Consider the following 13,790-nt stretch of genomic DNA (forward strand, 5'->3'; position numbering starts at 1 on the left):
CACGGAAAGTAGGGAGAGTCCCAGGTTAGGTTCCGTCGACGGCAGCGAGGCGACGTGTCAGGTTCGGTGGTCTGTCAGCGCCTGACAGCCCACAGGCGGCAGCGGTACCTGTCCGCCGCAGACTCCGGCGGGACCCCGGCCTGCCGTGGCGCGACCACCGGCAGCCCTGGCGGGGCGGACGGCGGTTCACACCGCCACCCCGCCCCGGATCAGTTCTCCCACCGGCACGGGCTCAGGAATCGCTTGTGTCAACTGCGGCGCAGGACCAACACGTCCTCATGCGCCACCAGGTGCACCGGGATGCCCTCGTCCCTGGCCCGCCGCACGGCCAGCAGCCCGAACATGTTCGCCCGGTGCACGATCCGCCCGTCCCGCACGGCGGCGAGCATCGCCGCACACCGCTGCACCGGCAGCAGACCCACCGACCGGGCCACCGCGAGCAACTCCCCCGGCAGGTCGATCAGATCGTCGCGGTGGCGTCGCACCGGCCGACACGTGATCACTACGAACCCACCCGGACGCAACACCTGGTAGCTGGCTGCCAGGATCGCGGCGAACCCGCCGAACAGCCGCGACCAGCCGCCGTAGGCGAGGTTGCCAGCCTCCCGATCCCCGTACAGGTGGTGGCGCTTGCGGACCCCGCTGCTGGTGAACCGCACGAGCCCGTGGGTTCCCCGCCCGTACGGCGGGGAGGTCAGCACCAGGGCCACCCGCCCGACCACCGATGCCGGCACCAGATCCAGCAGACCCGTGGCGTCGCCGGTGAAGACCTGCCCGCTACCCGCCGCGCCCTGCGACGCCGCGAGCGCCACATTCGCGGCGGCCAACGCGGTGAACCGGGGCTCGACGTCTATCCCGATCCCCTGCCGGCCCAGATGCATGGCCTCGATCATCGTGGTCCCGGACCCGCACATCGGGTCGAATACCAGATCCCCCAGCGAGGTGTAGGCACCGATCGCGTGCGCGGCCAGATGCGGCAGCATCTTCCCCGGGTGGCTGGACGTCGCCGACACGTACCGGCCCCGCCGCTGATCCCGCGCCGGCTGCTGACACGTCAACCACACCGACGTCACCGGCATCGGCTCAACCATCGGCTTGCCCGGCCGACGTCGTGCTGCGGGTGAGGATCAGCACGTCGGTGTGGATGTCGAGCAGGCCCTGGTGGCCGCGTCGCGGCGGCCGGTCGGCCGCCACCACATGCTGCAGGTACGCCAATCCGGCCTGCCTGGCGGCGACAACCACGTCAACCGGCACGATCACGTCCCCGTGCGGCAACAGCACCGCCACACACCCACCCGGCACAAGGTTGGCCCTGCACCGCTGGAAGAAGCCGACCGGGGACGCTGCGGTGGCCGGCCATCCGGTGACGATCAACGTGGCCGGCTCACGACCCCACCCCACGTGCCGGCCCGCGTGCAGGTGGCTGCGTCGTCGGGCGGCGATGACCGCGCGAGCCAACTGCGGCCCCGTAGTCAGATCGATGACCAACCCCGACGGGTGGGTGAGGTTGTGGACCAGCCGTACCCCCATCGCGTCGGACATGGTCTCGCCCGCTCGGGGCGCGGGAACCGGCCATACGGTGATCGGCACCGGCGGATCACCGGGCACCACGTCCCCGACGGGCATCGGCGCGCGGTGTGAATCTGTGTCGGCCATAGGCATGACGGCCCCCGGACCGGCGGACGTACTGACGACCCTCAGTGCGCCACTGACAGACCGATCGAACCCACCCCCGGCCTGACAGAAACTGGCAACCCGCCCGGTGCAGGGTGCCGAGCGTAGTCAGAAGGGCGAGAAGGAGCATGTTTGCTCAGGACGAATCCACGTCAGCTCCCGCCAGTCTGCGGCATGCTAGCGAAGCCCACTGGGCATATGCGGCGGGCCGGCTCCCATGGCCGATGTGCGGGTACCCGGTCGCGGCGGCAGGGTGGCGACGTTGCCCGACCCGTAGCCTTTGACGATGGACCAACCCTTGGAGATGGTGTGGTCGCGGTCGTTGTGCCTCCGATCGAGCGCGACGACAGTTGCCGCCTCCAATGTCCTTATCGTGGCGGAGCGGCACTCGCGCTTGGTGCGGTTGGATCCGCAGACTGGGGAGCTGATGTGGGAGCAGCGCGTCGAGGATTGCTGGGGCGTGACCGCCGTCGCGCAGGGACGCTGCCTCTATTTGAGCCAGCGGGGTGTCTTGCACTGCTTCGAGCTGCAGAGTGGCCGGCCCATGTGGTCGACAGCCGGTCTGGAGTTCCATCGATACTTGAGCGTCAGCGGGTCCGTTGTTGTGCTGGGCGGATGGCGCGGCTATCACCCTGTGACACGAGTTGATCTCGTCAGCGGCACACCCGACCCGTTCAATGCCCCTTATGCCCCAGGCGAATCACTGGCCTGGCTAATTCCCCTCCGGCTCCCACCAGATTCGGATTCGGCTGTCGACGCGCTACTGCTCGCCAGTGCCGACCGGCCCGAACTGCGACTCGAGGACCCGCGGACCGGAACTGCCCTGGGCACATGGCGGCTGCCGGCACCGGTGCAGTTCCCGGACTCCGGCAATGCCTATCACCACAGTGACGACGGCCGCGTCGTGTTCGTCAGCGGCCGACGCACCGTCATGTCATTCCACCCGTCCATCGGGGTGGAGACGCTCTGGCGGCACGACCGGGACCTCGCGCCCCTGGCCCCCGTCCTGATCGAGGGTGTGCTCATCCTGGCCGAAGACTCCCGCATCACGGTGGTCGAGCTGGCCGATGGCGGCACGGAGATCACGACCCTATCCCCCGGCACGGCATGCGCACCCGTCCCCACGGCAAACGGAGCACTGTTCGCACGCTCTGACGGTTACCTCGTCCTGATCGACCGTGACGGTGTCCAAGCCGGCGTGCGGCTACCAACGCCCATCGAGCAACTGTTCACCGGCGACGATCCTCTGGCGTACGCGATCGGCAAGGGACACCTCACCGCGCTCAGCATTCCAACCATCAAACGCTGACCACACTGCTCGATCCGAATGCACAGACCAGCCGCCGAGCACGTTGACGCGCAGCAAGTCGTACCTGGTACATCTCTGATCGCCTCGCGAGGGCATCGTCACGCCAGGGCTGTGCCGCTGACGAGGTCGTGCGCGACGATCAGCCGATGCAGCGTTTCGACAGTGTCGGTGGTGACCTGGTGGTGGGCACCACCGTGCGGGCGACGATCATCAGTCATGAGCGTTGGGGGGGCTCGGCTCGCGTCCTCGGGCATGAAACGGTGAGCGCATCGGTCGATGCCGGCGCCATCGACAGCCTGTCGGGCCGACCTCGCGCGCTGCCCGAGGAGTACCCGCCAGTCAGCGAGCAGGTCGACGCGGTCGTCCAGGAGATCAGCCGCTACCACCCGCCCGTCTGGATACGCCTCACGATGCGTGCCGCGGACCTACACGAGTTCAGCTCGCCATGCGGATGCTGCGGCCAGCTGACGATCCTCAGCCCTGGCGGCGACGGCGTCACCGTCGACGTGCGCAGCAGTGAGGGACCGGGATGTGCCTCCTTCGCCGCACACCGGTCCTGCCTGGCCGGCCGCCTGAACCCTCGACTTCAACGGCGACCGCGCCCGGGTCAACACCGTGGGCCGCGACCAACCAACGCCCTCCGCGAGCGCGAACGAACCGTCCTGACGGCGGCAGCCACCGCCGGACGAACCCCTAAGAACGCACGAGATCACCTGCACGCACATCCCGCAATCGCGCACGGCTGAAGGTTGCAGCCGCTGGCGTACCGGCCCGGGCTGCCCTTCGCGGTACGGTTCGGCAGTGCCTGTCAGCGCCGGACCACCGATGATCTTTATCGACATCGACGGTGTGCTGATCCCGTTCCGGGCCCGGTCTCACCACGGCGGTATTCGTCGCGAGCGACAGCGGGCGGACGATCCCGACCGTCGCGGCAATCCTCTGCTGAATCGTCTCGATCCCGCCGACGGTCAACGGTTGTCCGCCCTGCCGGGTGAGCTGGCCTGGGCCAGCACCTGGATGGCTGAAGCCAACGAGGCCGTGGCACCCCGGATCGGTCTGCCCGCCCTGCCCGTCATCGACTGGCCCGACGACGAGGAACCACCACGTGGAGTGCACTGGAAGACCGTGTCGTTGGTGCGCTGGGCGGCAGGGCGTCCATTCGTCTGGCTCGATGATGAGATCACCGATGCTGACCGGCGTTGGGTCGCCGCACACCATTCACAGCCCGCGCTTCTGCACCGTGTTGACCCGTACGCGGGACTGACCCGTATCGACCTCGTGGCGGTACGTCGATGGCTGGACCGCCGCCATGACGTGATCGTTTGATGCATGTCTGGAATCCGCTGCACGATCGAGGTTGTGCTGGGCGGCATCACGCGGGAGGACATGGACGTCGTGGTCACGGCTGCGCATGAGTCGCTGCTGGGTGGTGGTGTCGACGGGGCGGTCCACCGCGCCGCCGGTCCTCCGCTGGCCTAGGCCGGGCCGCGATCGGCCCCTCCGAGCCGGGTGACGCGATGCCGACGCAGGCGTTCGGCCTCCACCCGCCGTTACGGCACGTCATCCACGCGGCCGGGCCCGGTCTGGTAGGGCGGCGGCCACGATGAGGACGAGGTCTTGACCTCCTGCTAACGCAGGAGTTTGCTGGTCGCCGATGAGCTGGGCACCCAGGGCCGTGGCTTTCCCTCAATCGCCACCGGCGAGTACGGCTTCCCTCCGCGCGGATCGCCGTAGCGGCGGTCAGGTCCGCACCAATGAAGCGTTCAATGGGTAGGACTGATCGCCTGCGGCGAAGGCACCTGGGATCACCTGGATGGTGCGATGGCCGCTACCGCCGGCTGACGGTCGACAAGGGGGTGTTTCGCGATCCGGTACGCGTGGCTGCGCTGGTCGCGTGTTGGGTTCAGTCCGTTCCCCCTCCGCCTGCGGTGTCGAGGTTCGCAGCGTCTCCATACGCGGTGTTCTCCGCGATGGCAGCGGAGTGCCGGTCTGGGACTCCCCGGCCCCGGTGGAAGGTGTCACGATCAGGGCGCGGCGAGTCGTGGCGTATCGATCGCATGGCGGCCCGCGCGGCCGCCATCTTCACCGCTGGGCTTTGGGGCCGACGACGTCGGCGCTGGAAGGTCAGGACCGCGAATCCCGCCGCAAGCGCAACGCCAGTGGGCAATAGATACCAGTACATGTCACCATGGTTGAAGCAACTCGCACCTGGACGCGGAACGCTCTCACCACGTCGCGTCCGCGTTCCACCTGGCTACCCGCGTGTCGTCTGTCAGCGGCCAGTCCGGAATCTCCACGTATGGCCAGTTGTGATGTCACTTCTGGTTACGGCCTGGGCACGACGTCTGACCCGATCGGTCTAGCGGATGAACGCGACCGGTTGTCGAGCCACGTCAGTGCAGGGCACAGGCGATCAGCTGTCCGCGCAGTGGGCGTCGGCAAGGGCCTCGCCGAAGAGCCGTCCGGCGAGTTCCACGCAGCGCATCCGGGCAGGAGAGAAGTCGTAGGGCATCTTGGTGATCGCTGTGGCGGCGCTCATCTGGGTGTCCTCCTCCCCTTTCAGGTCGGCGTCGTAGATCTCGAAGATCTTCTCCTCGGCCGCGTCGAGACCGGCTGCCTCGATGGCCTTATTCAGGGCCATTTGGTGAGCGCATCGCTGTACGGCGAGCTCTTCGACGCGCGGGTCGTCGGGTTCGACGCCGTCGTCGAGGGCGGCCTCGGCCGCCTCAAGACGGTCCTCCTCGGCCCGCAGGTCGGGGTGGGTGGCCAGCACGATGAACGTGCCGGCCTGGATGGCGGCGCCCAGCGGCCCGAAGATCCGCTCCGTGACTAGTGCTGTGACCGGAAACGTTGGCCGGTTTCAGGCCGCCGTTTTGGCGGGGGTCTGACCCCAGCGGCGTTGTCGTTCGGAGCGGATCCGGGCTCGTTCGCGGCGTTGGGCGGCGAGGACGTCGGGGTGACGGGCGTTGGCGTTGCGCCAGCGCAGGTAGTTGTGCAGGGCTTGGGTCGCGGCGGGATGGTTGGGATGGTTCGACCCGGCCACGACGAACATCCGCAGCGGTCCGAAGTGCGCCTCGATCGGGTTCGCCCACGACGAGTACGTCGGGGTGAAGCACAACTCGACCCGGTTCCGGGCCGCCCACTGCCGGATCTTGACGCCGCGATGCGCGGAGAGGTTGTCCAGGATGACGTAGACCGGCGCGCCGTCAGGGCGGGCGGCCCGGATGCTCTTGAGCGCTGCCAGGGTGTTCGCCGCGGACTTTCGCCGGCGCACGACACCCCAGAGGGTGTCGTCGCCGACGCTGTAGCAGGCGTGGAACTGCCGGACCCCATGCAGCTTGTGGTAGTTGCCGGGGAGCCGGTCCGGATGCCCGGCCCGAGTCCAGGACGCGCCAGCGTGTGGCCGGATCGTCAGCGGCCCGAACTCGTCGAAGGCGAAGACCCGGTCCGGGAACGCCGTGGTCACCGCCTCGATCCGGGCGAGTTTCGCCTCAGCGTTCGGGTCGTTGGTCTCCTTCCACGTCTTCGTCCGCTGGAAGGTGATGTCGTGACGGTGCAGGAACTCCCGCAGCCGTTCCCGGCCCACGAGCACCCGACGCGGGCCGTGGTTGTGAGCCAGGTAGTCCGCGAGTTTTCGCAGGCTCCACCGGGTGAACGGCTGGCCGAGCGCTTGCGGTCTGGTCTTGGCCGTCGCGACGATGAACGCTTCGTCGTCTTCACTGATTCGGCGGGGACGGCCACCCGCCCACCGAGGGTCCAGGCAGGCCAGGCCCATTTCGTTGAACCGGTGGATCACCTCACGGACCGCGTCCTCGTCCCCCTGGACCAGGCGGGCGATTGCCGCGACGGTGTTCCCACTGGCCGAAGCCATGATCACCATCGCCCGACGCAACCGGATCGGAGACCCGGTCCCACGCCGCACGATCTGCTGTAGTCGCCGGCCCTCGTCATCACTGAGCCGACGAGCCCGGACAGGTTCTGCCATCCCGACAGCCTGAACCCTCCACCAGCCACCACCACGACCACTGACCGGCGTGTCACCCAACCCGGCCAACGTTTCCGGTCACAGCACTAGCAGGGCGTCCAGATCGCAGGGGCGCAACGCCCCCGGGGGCAGGTGGGTGAGCCGGTCCGTGACCAGTTCGGAGAGCAGCCCCAGCGGGCTACCCACCGCCTGCAGGCGCTGGACAGCCGCGCGCCGACGTTTGATGGCCGCCTCCTGCGCCGCCAAGGTCTCCTCCAGCCTGCTCAGGACCGACTCGATAGCCGGGGCGTGGTCCAGCGCTTCGTCTCCAGCGTCGTCCCGGGCTTCGCCAAAGGCGGCCCGCATGTCGTCCAGGCTGATACCGGCATCAGCCATCTTGCGGATCCACAACAGGCGGGTCATGTCGTCATAGCCGTAGCGGCGACGGCCGTCCCCGCCGCGCTCGGGCTCCGGCAGCAGACCGATCTCGTGGTAGTGGCGGATGGCGCGTGGGGTGATCCCGGCGAACGCGGCGGCATCACCGATCTTGACCTGCCGGGGAGGCGTGAGGGAGGGGTACATCGCAGACCGAACCTTTCGTGCTGTGGTGCTCCGACCCCACCACATGCCGCTACGGCATGTGCAACAACCCCATCCAGGTGCTACCGAGCCAGGCCCTAGCTGCCGCCGGGACCGATCAAGAACAACGAACCATCCGGGAACGCAGAGTGACCACCGGCGGCCAGGTAGCTCCCCGCCAAGTGGCCGCCGCTGGGGAGTTCCCACTGACCGCCGACAGTCGTCGGCACTCGGTGAAAGGTGGGTCGGCGCCAAGCCGAACCGCGTCATTGGCCGAGTGGCCCGCAGCCGCTGGTCGGTCGACAACGAGTATCTCCTGGGGTCCGCGACGGCACCTACGACGATGACCGCACCCGGATCTGTACCGGCACCGGATCATGAGTCGTGGCCGACCTGTGCAACGCCGCCCTGAGCTTCACCGGCGTCAGCGAAATCGCCGCCGCCAACCGACGTCACCCCCGCGACAGCACCCGCCCACTCGCCCTGCTCGGCATCAGCTAAAGAGCACTGAGGCCCCTCCCTCACCTACTGGTGGTGACGCGACTTGATCGCCGACGTGCGCAACGCATCGATCGCGCCCATGTTCATCTCGGCCCAGCGTTTGAGCTCGCGCAGCGGACCGACGAGTGTGTCGCCGAGCGCTGTCAGGGAGTAGTGCACGGCGGGCGGGCTGGTGGGTTCCACCCGGCGATGGGCGAGGCCGTCGTCTTCGAGCTGACGAAGGGTGTGGGTGAGCATCTTCTGTGACACGCCCGGCATGCGGCGGCGCAGCGCACCGAATCGCAGCTCCTGTTCGTCGGCGAGCAGCAACACAATCATGACGGTCCATTTCGATCCCACCCGGTCGAGCAGAAGCCGTGTTGGGCAGTTGGCGTCGAAGAGGTCACCGTGCCGTGGGGTGGTTACTTCAGGGTGACCAAGGATGCCTGACGTGCCCTCTTTCCTGCCCACAGAAGCTCTCCTATCGTTTTCAGGTAACCGATGGTAACTAGGAGTTGTGATGAGTCGTGCCGCCCCGCGCTACCGTTCGACGAGCAAGACGATTCAGCTCGACGATCTTCGAGTGAGCGTGCGCCGAGCCGGTGCGGGAAGCCCCGTCATGTTGCTCCATGGTTTTCCGCACACCAAAGAGATCTGGCGCGAGGTAGAACCACTGCTCGTTGCTGCGGGCCATGAAGTGCTCATGCCCGACCTGCGTGGAACGGGCGACACCGAGCGGACGGCAAGCGGCTACGACGCGGCGAGCCTCGCGACGGACCAGGTTCGCCTCCTCGATGCGCTCTGTCTGCAGGCAGCGCACGTCGTCGGCTTCGATGTCGGTGCCGCGCCCGCGTTCGCGCTCGCCGCCGCCCACCCGGATCGGGTGCTCAGCCTCACCGTCGTGGAGGCGGTCATCAGCGGGCTCGCCGGCGCGGAGGCGTTCCTGGGCTCTGGCAGACCGTGGTGGTTCGGATTCCACCAAACGCCGAACGGTCTCGCTGAGAACGTCTTGAGCGGCGACGAGGACCGCTACATCCGCTTCTTCCTCGCCATCGGGTCCCGCCGTGGCGTGCCGGAGGATCTCGCACAGCACTTCGTCCGCGCCTATACCGGACGAGACAGCCTGCGCGCGGCCTTCGCGCACTACCGCGCGATGCCCGCGAACGCGCAGTGGAATCGTTCCTGGGCCGAACGAGGCCGGCTAACCATGCCGGTGACAGCCGTCGGCGCCTCGACGGTGGGAGACGTCCCGGCGCGCCAGCTCACACTGATCGCAGACCACCTCGACGAGCACCTGCTTCCGCACAGCGGACACATCGTTCCCATCGATGCCCCCGACGACCTCGCCTCGATCGTGGCAGCGGCCGCGGCCCGGGCGACATCGGCTTGCGCCTGACCGCGACCGAGGCGAGCAAGTCCACGCAGAGATGACTGCCGGACTGGAACGAAACCGGTGTGTGGAAACGACTGCACGAGGTGCTGCCGGTCGCCGATCAGCTGGACACGTCGCGGGTGATGGTCGATGGCTCGCACATCCGGGCGCTCAAGGGCGAGCCAAAACCGGTACGAGCCCGGTTGACCGCCACAAGTCAGGCTCGAATCACCACCTCATCACCGACGCGGTGTCATTCCCCTTGCCGCCAGCCTGAACAGCGGCAACCGTCACGACGTCACCCCGCTCATGCCCGTGTTCAACAACATCCCCAGATCAAGAGCACTCGTGGTCGACTTCGGCAACGATCGGAACGCCTCTACGCCGGCCACGGACGGTCGGCATCGTCGGGTCCACCCTCGGCGAGCATCGGGCGCGCAGGGACTTCGTCCGCTGGTTGGCCGTGTGTCGTGCCGAGCAGCGAACCTGTCATGGGCTGACAGGTCCTGTCGCGGTCTGACAAACCGGGTCTCGTGTCAGGTCCTGCTGACCCAATCGGTCGTCTCGGTTCCCGCAGTCAGCGAGGGACCATCTGTCGAGGGGCATCTGCATGACTGCGAACAGCCGTTCCCGTGGTGCCGTGACGGCCCTGACCACCGCCGAGTCGGCGTTCGCGTTGTTGACCTGTGAGCCCGCACCGTTGGTGTTCGATGCCCGTCCGGTGACGGGCCTACCGGATGTGCTGCTGCCGCTGACCGAGTTGCGGGTGTTGCTACGGTGCGAGCGTTTCGACAGCGACACCACCGACGGGTTGTGGCGGCAACTGGCGCAGCATGCCCGCGAATTGGGTCCGGTGTGGGTGGTGGGAGCGATCGGTGTCGCATTGCCCGCGTTGACGCATCTCGCGGCGAAGATCAGTCGTGGTCAGGCAGCCCGGCATGCCGACGATGTGGACTCCGAGGTCCTGGCGGGTTTCCTGCAGGCGCTGCGTACGGCGGACCTTGCCGCGCCCCGGTTGTGGCTACGGCTGTGCTGGGCGGCGTGGCGGGCGGGTGCCGCAGTCGTCAGGGCCGATGAGGGTGAGGAGTTGCCGGCGGATCCGTCTTGCGGGTCGCGGCTGCCGCGGATGCCGTACGGGCATCCGGACCTGCTGCTCGGTCGGGCGGTGGCAGCCGGTCTGATCACGGGGGAGGCAGCCGAGTTGATCAGCGCGACCCGGTTCGGTGACGCGTTGATCGAGCAGTTGGCGGTGGAGCGGGGTGTGACAGCGGCGGCGCTGCGGATGCGTAGGCGGCGAGCGGAACGGGTGGTGGCGGCTGCTGTCGTTCGAGGCGACCTGTCCGGCGGGGTCCGGGTGCCCGGTCCCCGCGAGATCGTAACGGTCTGACCGCATGACGTGGTCGGCATTGCGGGCCATACGCTGGGCGTCGCACGTAACCCCGCAAAGTTCATCGGATCGTCGGGCGGGACTACGCAGAGGGGCCGGGGATGGGCGTCGAGTTCCGGCTGGTCCTGGCCGGTGATCCTGCCGTCGGCGAGGTCGCCGCCCTCACCGCCGCGACCCGCGACGAAACGCCGAAGCCGACGAGGCCCGCTGGGAATGGGAACCCGCCGTCTACGTCAACGTCACCTTCTCGATGCGCGCCGACGACCTGGCCGACAAGGCGAATCCGAACATGCTGGCGGCGGTGGCCCGGGTACTGGCCGGTCGGACCGAGGACGCCGCTCTGATCCAGGACGGCAACTACCTGCGCTGACCCGCACCGACGGAGTCGTCCGCCTGCACCGCAGCACCTGGTGGGACCACTACCAGCTCAGGCACCTCTTCACTGCCTGAACTGGGCTTTCCGGCCACTGCTGCCCCCTGCGCACCGGTCTTCATCCGCGTGCGGCGCGGCGGGACCGCCGGTGAGTCGAGATCACCCCAGGGGCGTCGAGGACCCGCCGGTCTGTGCGGTGCGCGGGCCCGGGAACCCCCCGTTGATCGGTTCGGTCAGGGCGTGACAGGCCTGCGGTGGGTTCGATCGGCCTGACAGCCGAGATCTGGGTGGTGCATGTCATCCACGGCATGCCCGCCCGGTGGGGACCACCTCTGGGACGAGGCACTCGGTTCGGCACGGCTGGCGCGGCGTACTGACACCGCTATCCCTTTCACCACTGGTAAGGGAGGAGCGCCCCCACCGGACCATCGGCCTCGTCTCTCGGTCCCCACCTGGCGGCCCCCGCAGACCCGTTGTGGAGCGCCGCCATGCACCTCACGTTCTCCGTGCTGTCCGACCTCGCTGCGTCGCCGCCGTTGGCGGTGAACAGCATCAACCAGGTCATCGCGAACATCACCGGTTGGATCATGGGCATCATCGCGATGGTTGCGACGATGTTCCTGGTCATCGGTGGCCTGCGTTACATGTCCGCCGGTGGTGATCCGGCGCAGATCGAACAGGCCAAGACGAACTTCAAGTCCGCTCTGGTCGGCTACGCCCTGGCGGTGTTGTCGCCGGTGATCCTGCAGGTGCTGCAGGGCATCCTCGGCGGCTGAGGCCCCGGTCATGGCCATCTGGCTGATGGACGACATGGTCGGTTGGCTCGCCGGGAAGGTCGTCGACCTTCTCGGCGCTCTGCTGGCGTTTTTGACGTCGTCGTTGTTCGTCTCACCGGACGTCACCGTCCTGCCGCAGGTCCAGTCGATCGCCGCCCGCAGCGCACTGGTCGTCAACGCCTGCTTCGTCCTGGCGATCATCGCCGCGGGCGTCACCGTGATGGTCGGTGATGCGGTGGAGACCCGCTACCAGGTGAAGCAGCTGCTGCCCCGGCTGGTGGTCGGGTTCGTGCTGTCGGCGTTCGCGGTCCCGCTGACGGGGGCCCTCATCGACGTGGCGAATGCGCTGACGGTGTCGATGGTCGGGGTGTCCGCACCGACCACCGAGGCGGTGACGTTCGTGCAGGCGCGGCTCACCTCGGCGATGACCGATCAGAGTGCCGCCCTGCTGACGGTGGTGATCGGGCTGCTGATCGTCGGGTTGCTGTTCACCCTGGTGGTCAGCTGGCTGGTGCGGATCGGGGTGCTGGTCATCCTGGTCGGGATCGCCCCGGTGGCGTTGGCCTGCTACGCCACCCCCTGGACGCAGGGCGCCGCGCAGTTGTGGTGGCGCAGTCTCCTGGGTTGTCTGGCCACGCCCACCCTGCAGGCGGTCGCGTTCTCCACCGGCATCCACCTGTTGACCGATCCGGAGTCGAACCTGCCGATGCTGCTCGGCCTGCCCGGCTCCGACGCCCTCAACCTGCTGCTGGTGATCGTCGTGCTCTGGACCACGGTGAAGATCCCCAGCCTGATGGGGCGTTTCGTCACCCGACCCGGCCGCAGCCCGAACATCGCCGGGCTCGTCCTACGCACCGTCACCCTGCAGGGGATGACGCGTGGCCTGGGTCGCCTCGCCCCGGTCCGCCGCCCGAGATAACCCACCACCCCGCCCGCCCTGTCGGGCCGTATGCCTGGAAGAGGCACATGAACAACTCTGATGACGGCAGCCCGCAGGCTGTGGTTCCGGCGAACATCAACGAACCCGACCGGATCGCGTTCGGGTTGACGTTCCGGCAGCTCGGCATCATCGGCGGCACCGGCCTGGCCGGATTCGCCGCCTACCGCACCTACGGTCCGCTGCTGCCACCGGTGGTGTGGATCGTCGCCGGGATCGTCGGGTCCGCTGCCGCGACCGTGGTGGCGTTGGGCCGCCGCGACGGCCTGCCCCTGGACGTGTGGCTACGCCACGGCGTGATGCTGCGCCGCAGCCCACGCATCCTGACCCCGGGGGCGGCACGGGCCAGCGCGGTCGCCGTAGCTGCCGGCACACCGCCGGTGCCGGCACCGCTGCGGTCCCCGGTCACGGCAGTCAGCCCGAGCGGTGTCCTCACCTGCGAGGGCAGCGACAAGGTGCTGATCGCCTGCGGCACCACGAACATCCACCTACGCACCGGCGGTGAGCAGAGCGCACTGCTGGACGGGTTCGGCCGGTTCCTCAACGGCCTGACCGGGCCCGCGCAGATCGTGGTCGCCGCACAACGCCACGACCTGACCGGCTACGCACAGGCGACCGTCGAGCACGCGTCTCGGCTGCCGCATCCGTCGTTGCGGGCGGCCGCCGCCGACTACGCCGACTTCCTGGTCGACCTGGACAACACGCGGGATCCGCTGCGCCGGCAGGTCCTCGCCGTCGTCACCGGCGCACACACCGCCGACACGGCTGTGCGCGCGTTGTCCGGTCTCGGTGTCGAAGCCACCGCCCTGGACGGGCCCGCCGTCACTGCCGCGCTCGCGTGCGCGGTGGACCCGTTCGCTGCCCCACCACCGGGCCCCCGCGCGGTGCCCGGCATCCCGATCACCCTACGGAGCACCCCATGAAACGACCCACGATCAT

The 13,790-nt window shown here is 68.4% G+C and carries 14 protein-coding genes and 2 pseudogenes; 10 read left to right on the top strand and 6 right to left on the bottom strand.

The window, feature by feature from the left end:
• Positions 1-248: 248 nt before the first annotated feature.
• Together FJK98_RS21845 and FJK98_RS34260 are read right to left on the bottom strand one after the other, a co-directional pair.
• Entirely contained in the window at positions 249-1,091 is an 843-nt protein-coding gene (locus FJK98_RS21845; protein ID WP_145920684.1) for a TRM11 family methyltransferase, read from the bottom strand.
• Positions 1,084-1,287 carry a hypothetical protein gene (locus FJK98_RS34260; RefSeq protein WP_240762242.1) on the bottom strand — a complete coding sequence of 68 codons (204 nt, stop codon included), beginning with the start codon at positions 1,285-1,287 and terminating at the stop codon, positions 1,084-1,086. The genes FJK98_RS21845 and FJK98_RS34260 overlap by 8 nt, the downstream gene beginning before the upstream one ends.
• Positions 1,288-1,960: 673 nt before the next feature.
• Between FJK98_RS34260 and FJK98_RS21855 the strand changes: the two genes are divergently transcribed.
• The 4 genes and pseudogenes from FJK98_RS21855 (at position 1,961) to FJK98_RS21870 (ending at position 4,825) form a co-directional block, all read left to right on the top strand.
• Complete coding sequence (locus FJK98_RS21855) at positions 1,961-2,983, top strand: PQQ-binding-like beta-propeller repeat protein (RefSeq protein WP_145920685.1); 1,023 nt, start codon at positions 1,961-1,963, stop codon at positions 2,981-2,983.
• Positions 2,984-3,129: 146 nt separating this feature from the next.
• A complete protein-coding gene (locus tag FJK98_RS21860; RefSeq protein ID WP_145920686.1) occupies positions 3,130-3,729 on the top strand; it encodes a hypothetical protein in 600 nt (199 codons plus the stop codon).
• A 79-nt stretch (positions 3,730-3,808) separates the two neighbouring features.
• Positions 3,809-4,309: an HAD domain-containing protein gene (locus tag FJK98_RS21865; protein WP_145922929.1), complete on the top strand. Its 501-nt coding sequence runs from the start codon at positions 3,809-3,811 to the stop codon at positions 4,307-4,309.
• A 3-nt stretch (positions 4,310-4,312) separates the two neighbouring features.
• Positions 4,313-4,825, top strand: a pseudogene (locus FJK98_RS21870) (macro domain-containing protein).
• A gap of 571 nt (positions 4,826-5,396) precedes the next feature.
• On the opposite strand, the gene FJK98_RS21880 reads toward FJK98_RS21870, so the two are convergent.
• The 4 genes from FJK98_RS21880 to FJK98_RS21895 all read right to left on the bottom strand — a co-directional run bounded on the left by FJK98_RS21880 (position 5,397) and on the right by FJK98_RS21895 (position 8,477).
• Positions 5,397-5,756: a hypothetical protein gene (locus FJK98_RS21880; RefSeq protein WP_205789133.1), complete on the bottom strand. Its 360-nt coding sequence runs from the start codon at positions 5,754-5,756 to the stop codon at positions 5,397-5,399.
• 87 nt (positions 5,757-5,843) lie between these two features.
• Positions 5,844-6,968 (bottom strand): IS630 family transposase, encoded by a 1,125-nt coding sequence (locus FJK98_RS21885; RefSeq protein ID WP_145920661.1) that lies wholly within the window; start codon positions 6,966-6,968, stop codon positions 5,844-5,846.
• A 78-nt stretch (positions 6,969-7,046) separates the two neighbouring features.
• On the bottom strand, positions 7,047-7,529 hold the full coding sequence (locus FJK98_RS21890; protein ID WP_240762244.1) for a MerR family transcriptional regulator: 483 nt from the start codon (positions 7,527-7,529) through the stop codon (positions 7,047-7,049).
• 522 nt (positions 7,530-8,051) lie between these two features.
• Entirely contained in the window at positions 8,052-8,477 is a 426-nt protein-coding gene (locus FJK98_RS21895; RefSeq protein ID WP_240762246.1) for a helix-turn-helix domain-containing protein, read from the bottom strand.
• 49 nt (positions 8,478-8,526) lie between these two features.
• Between FJK98_RS21895 and FJK98_RS21900 the strand changes: the two genes are divergently transcribed.
• From FJK98_RS21900 to FJK98_RS21925, 6 genes and pseudogenes are all read left to right on the top strand, one after another.
• A complete protein-coding gene (locus tag FJK98_RS21900) occupies positions 8,527-9,402 on the top strand; it encodes an alpha/beta fold hydrolase (RefSeq protein WP_145920688.1) in 876 nt (291 codons plus the stop codon).
• Between the two features lie 616 nt (positions 9,403-10,018).
• Positions 10,019-10,765, top strand: a complete 747-nt coding sequence (locus tag FJK98_RS21905; RefSeq protein WP_240762248.1) for a hypothetical protein — start codon at positions 10,019-10,021, stop codon at positions 10,763-10,765.
• Between the two features lie 232 nt (positions 10,766-10,997).
• Positions 10,998-11,135 (top strand): annotated as a pseudogene (locus FJK98_RS34855) (hypothetical protein); the annotation flags it as partial.
• A gap of 491 nt (positions 11,136-11,626) precedes the next feature.
• Entirely contained in the window at positions 11,627-11,914 is a 288-nt protein-coding gene (locus FJK98_RS21915; RefSeq protein WP_145920690.1) for a pilin, read from the top strand.
• Positions 11,915-11,924: 10 nt separating this feature from the next.
• Entirely contained in the window at positions 11,925-12,833 is a 909-nt protein-coding gene (locus tag FJK98_RS21920) for a conjugal transfer protein TrbL family protein (RefSeq protein ID WP_145920691.1), read from the top strand.
• Between the two features lie 47 nt (positions 12,834-12,880).
• Positions 12,881-13,774: a PrgI family protein gene (locus FJK98_RS21925; RefSeq protein ID WP_145920692.1), complete on the top strand. Its 894-nt coding sequence runs from the start codon at positions 12,881-12,883 to the stop codon at positions 13,772-13,774.
• Positions 13,775-13,790 lie beyond the last annotated feature (16 nt).

The organism is Micromonospora sp. HM134 (assembly GCF_007833915.1).
GTDB lineage: Bacteria > Actinomycetota > Actinomycetes > Mycobacteriales > Micromonosporaceae > Micromonospora > Micromonospora wenchangensis.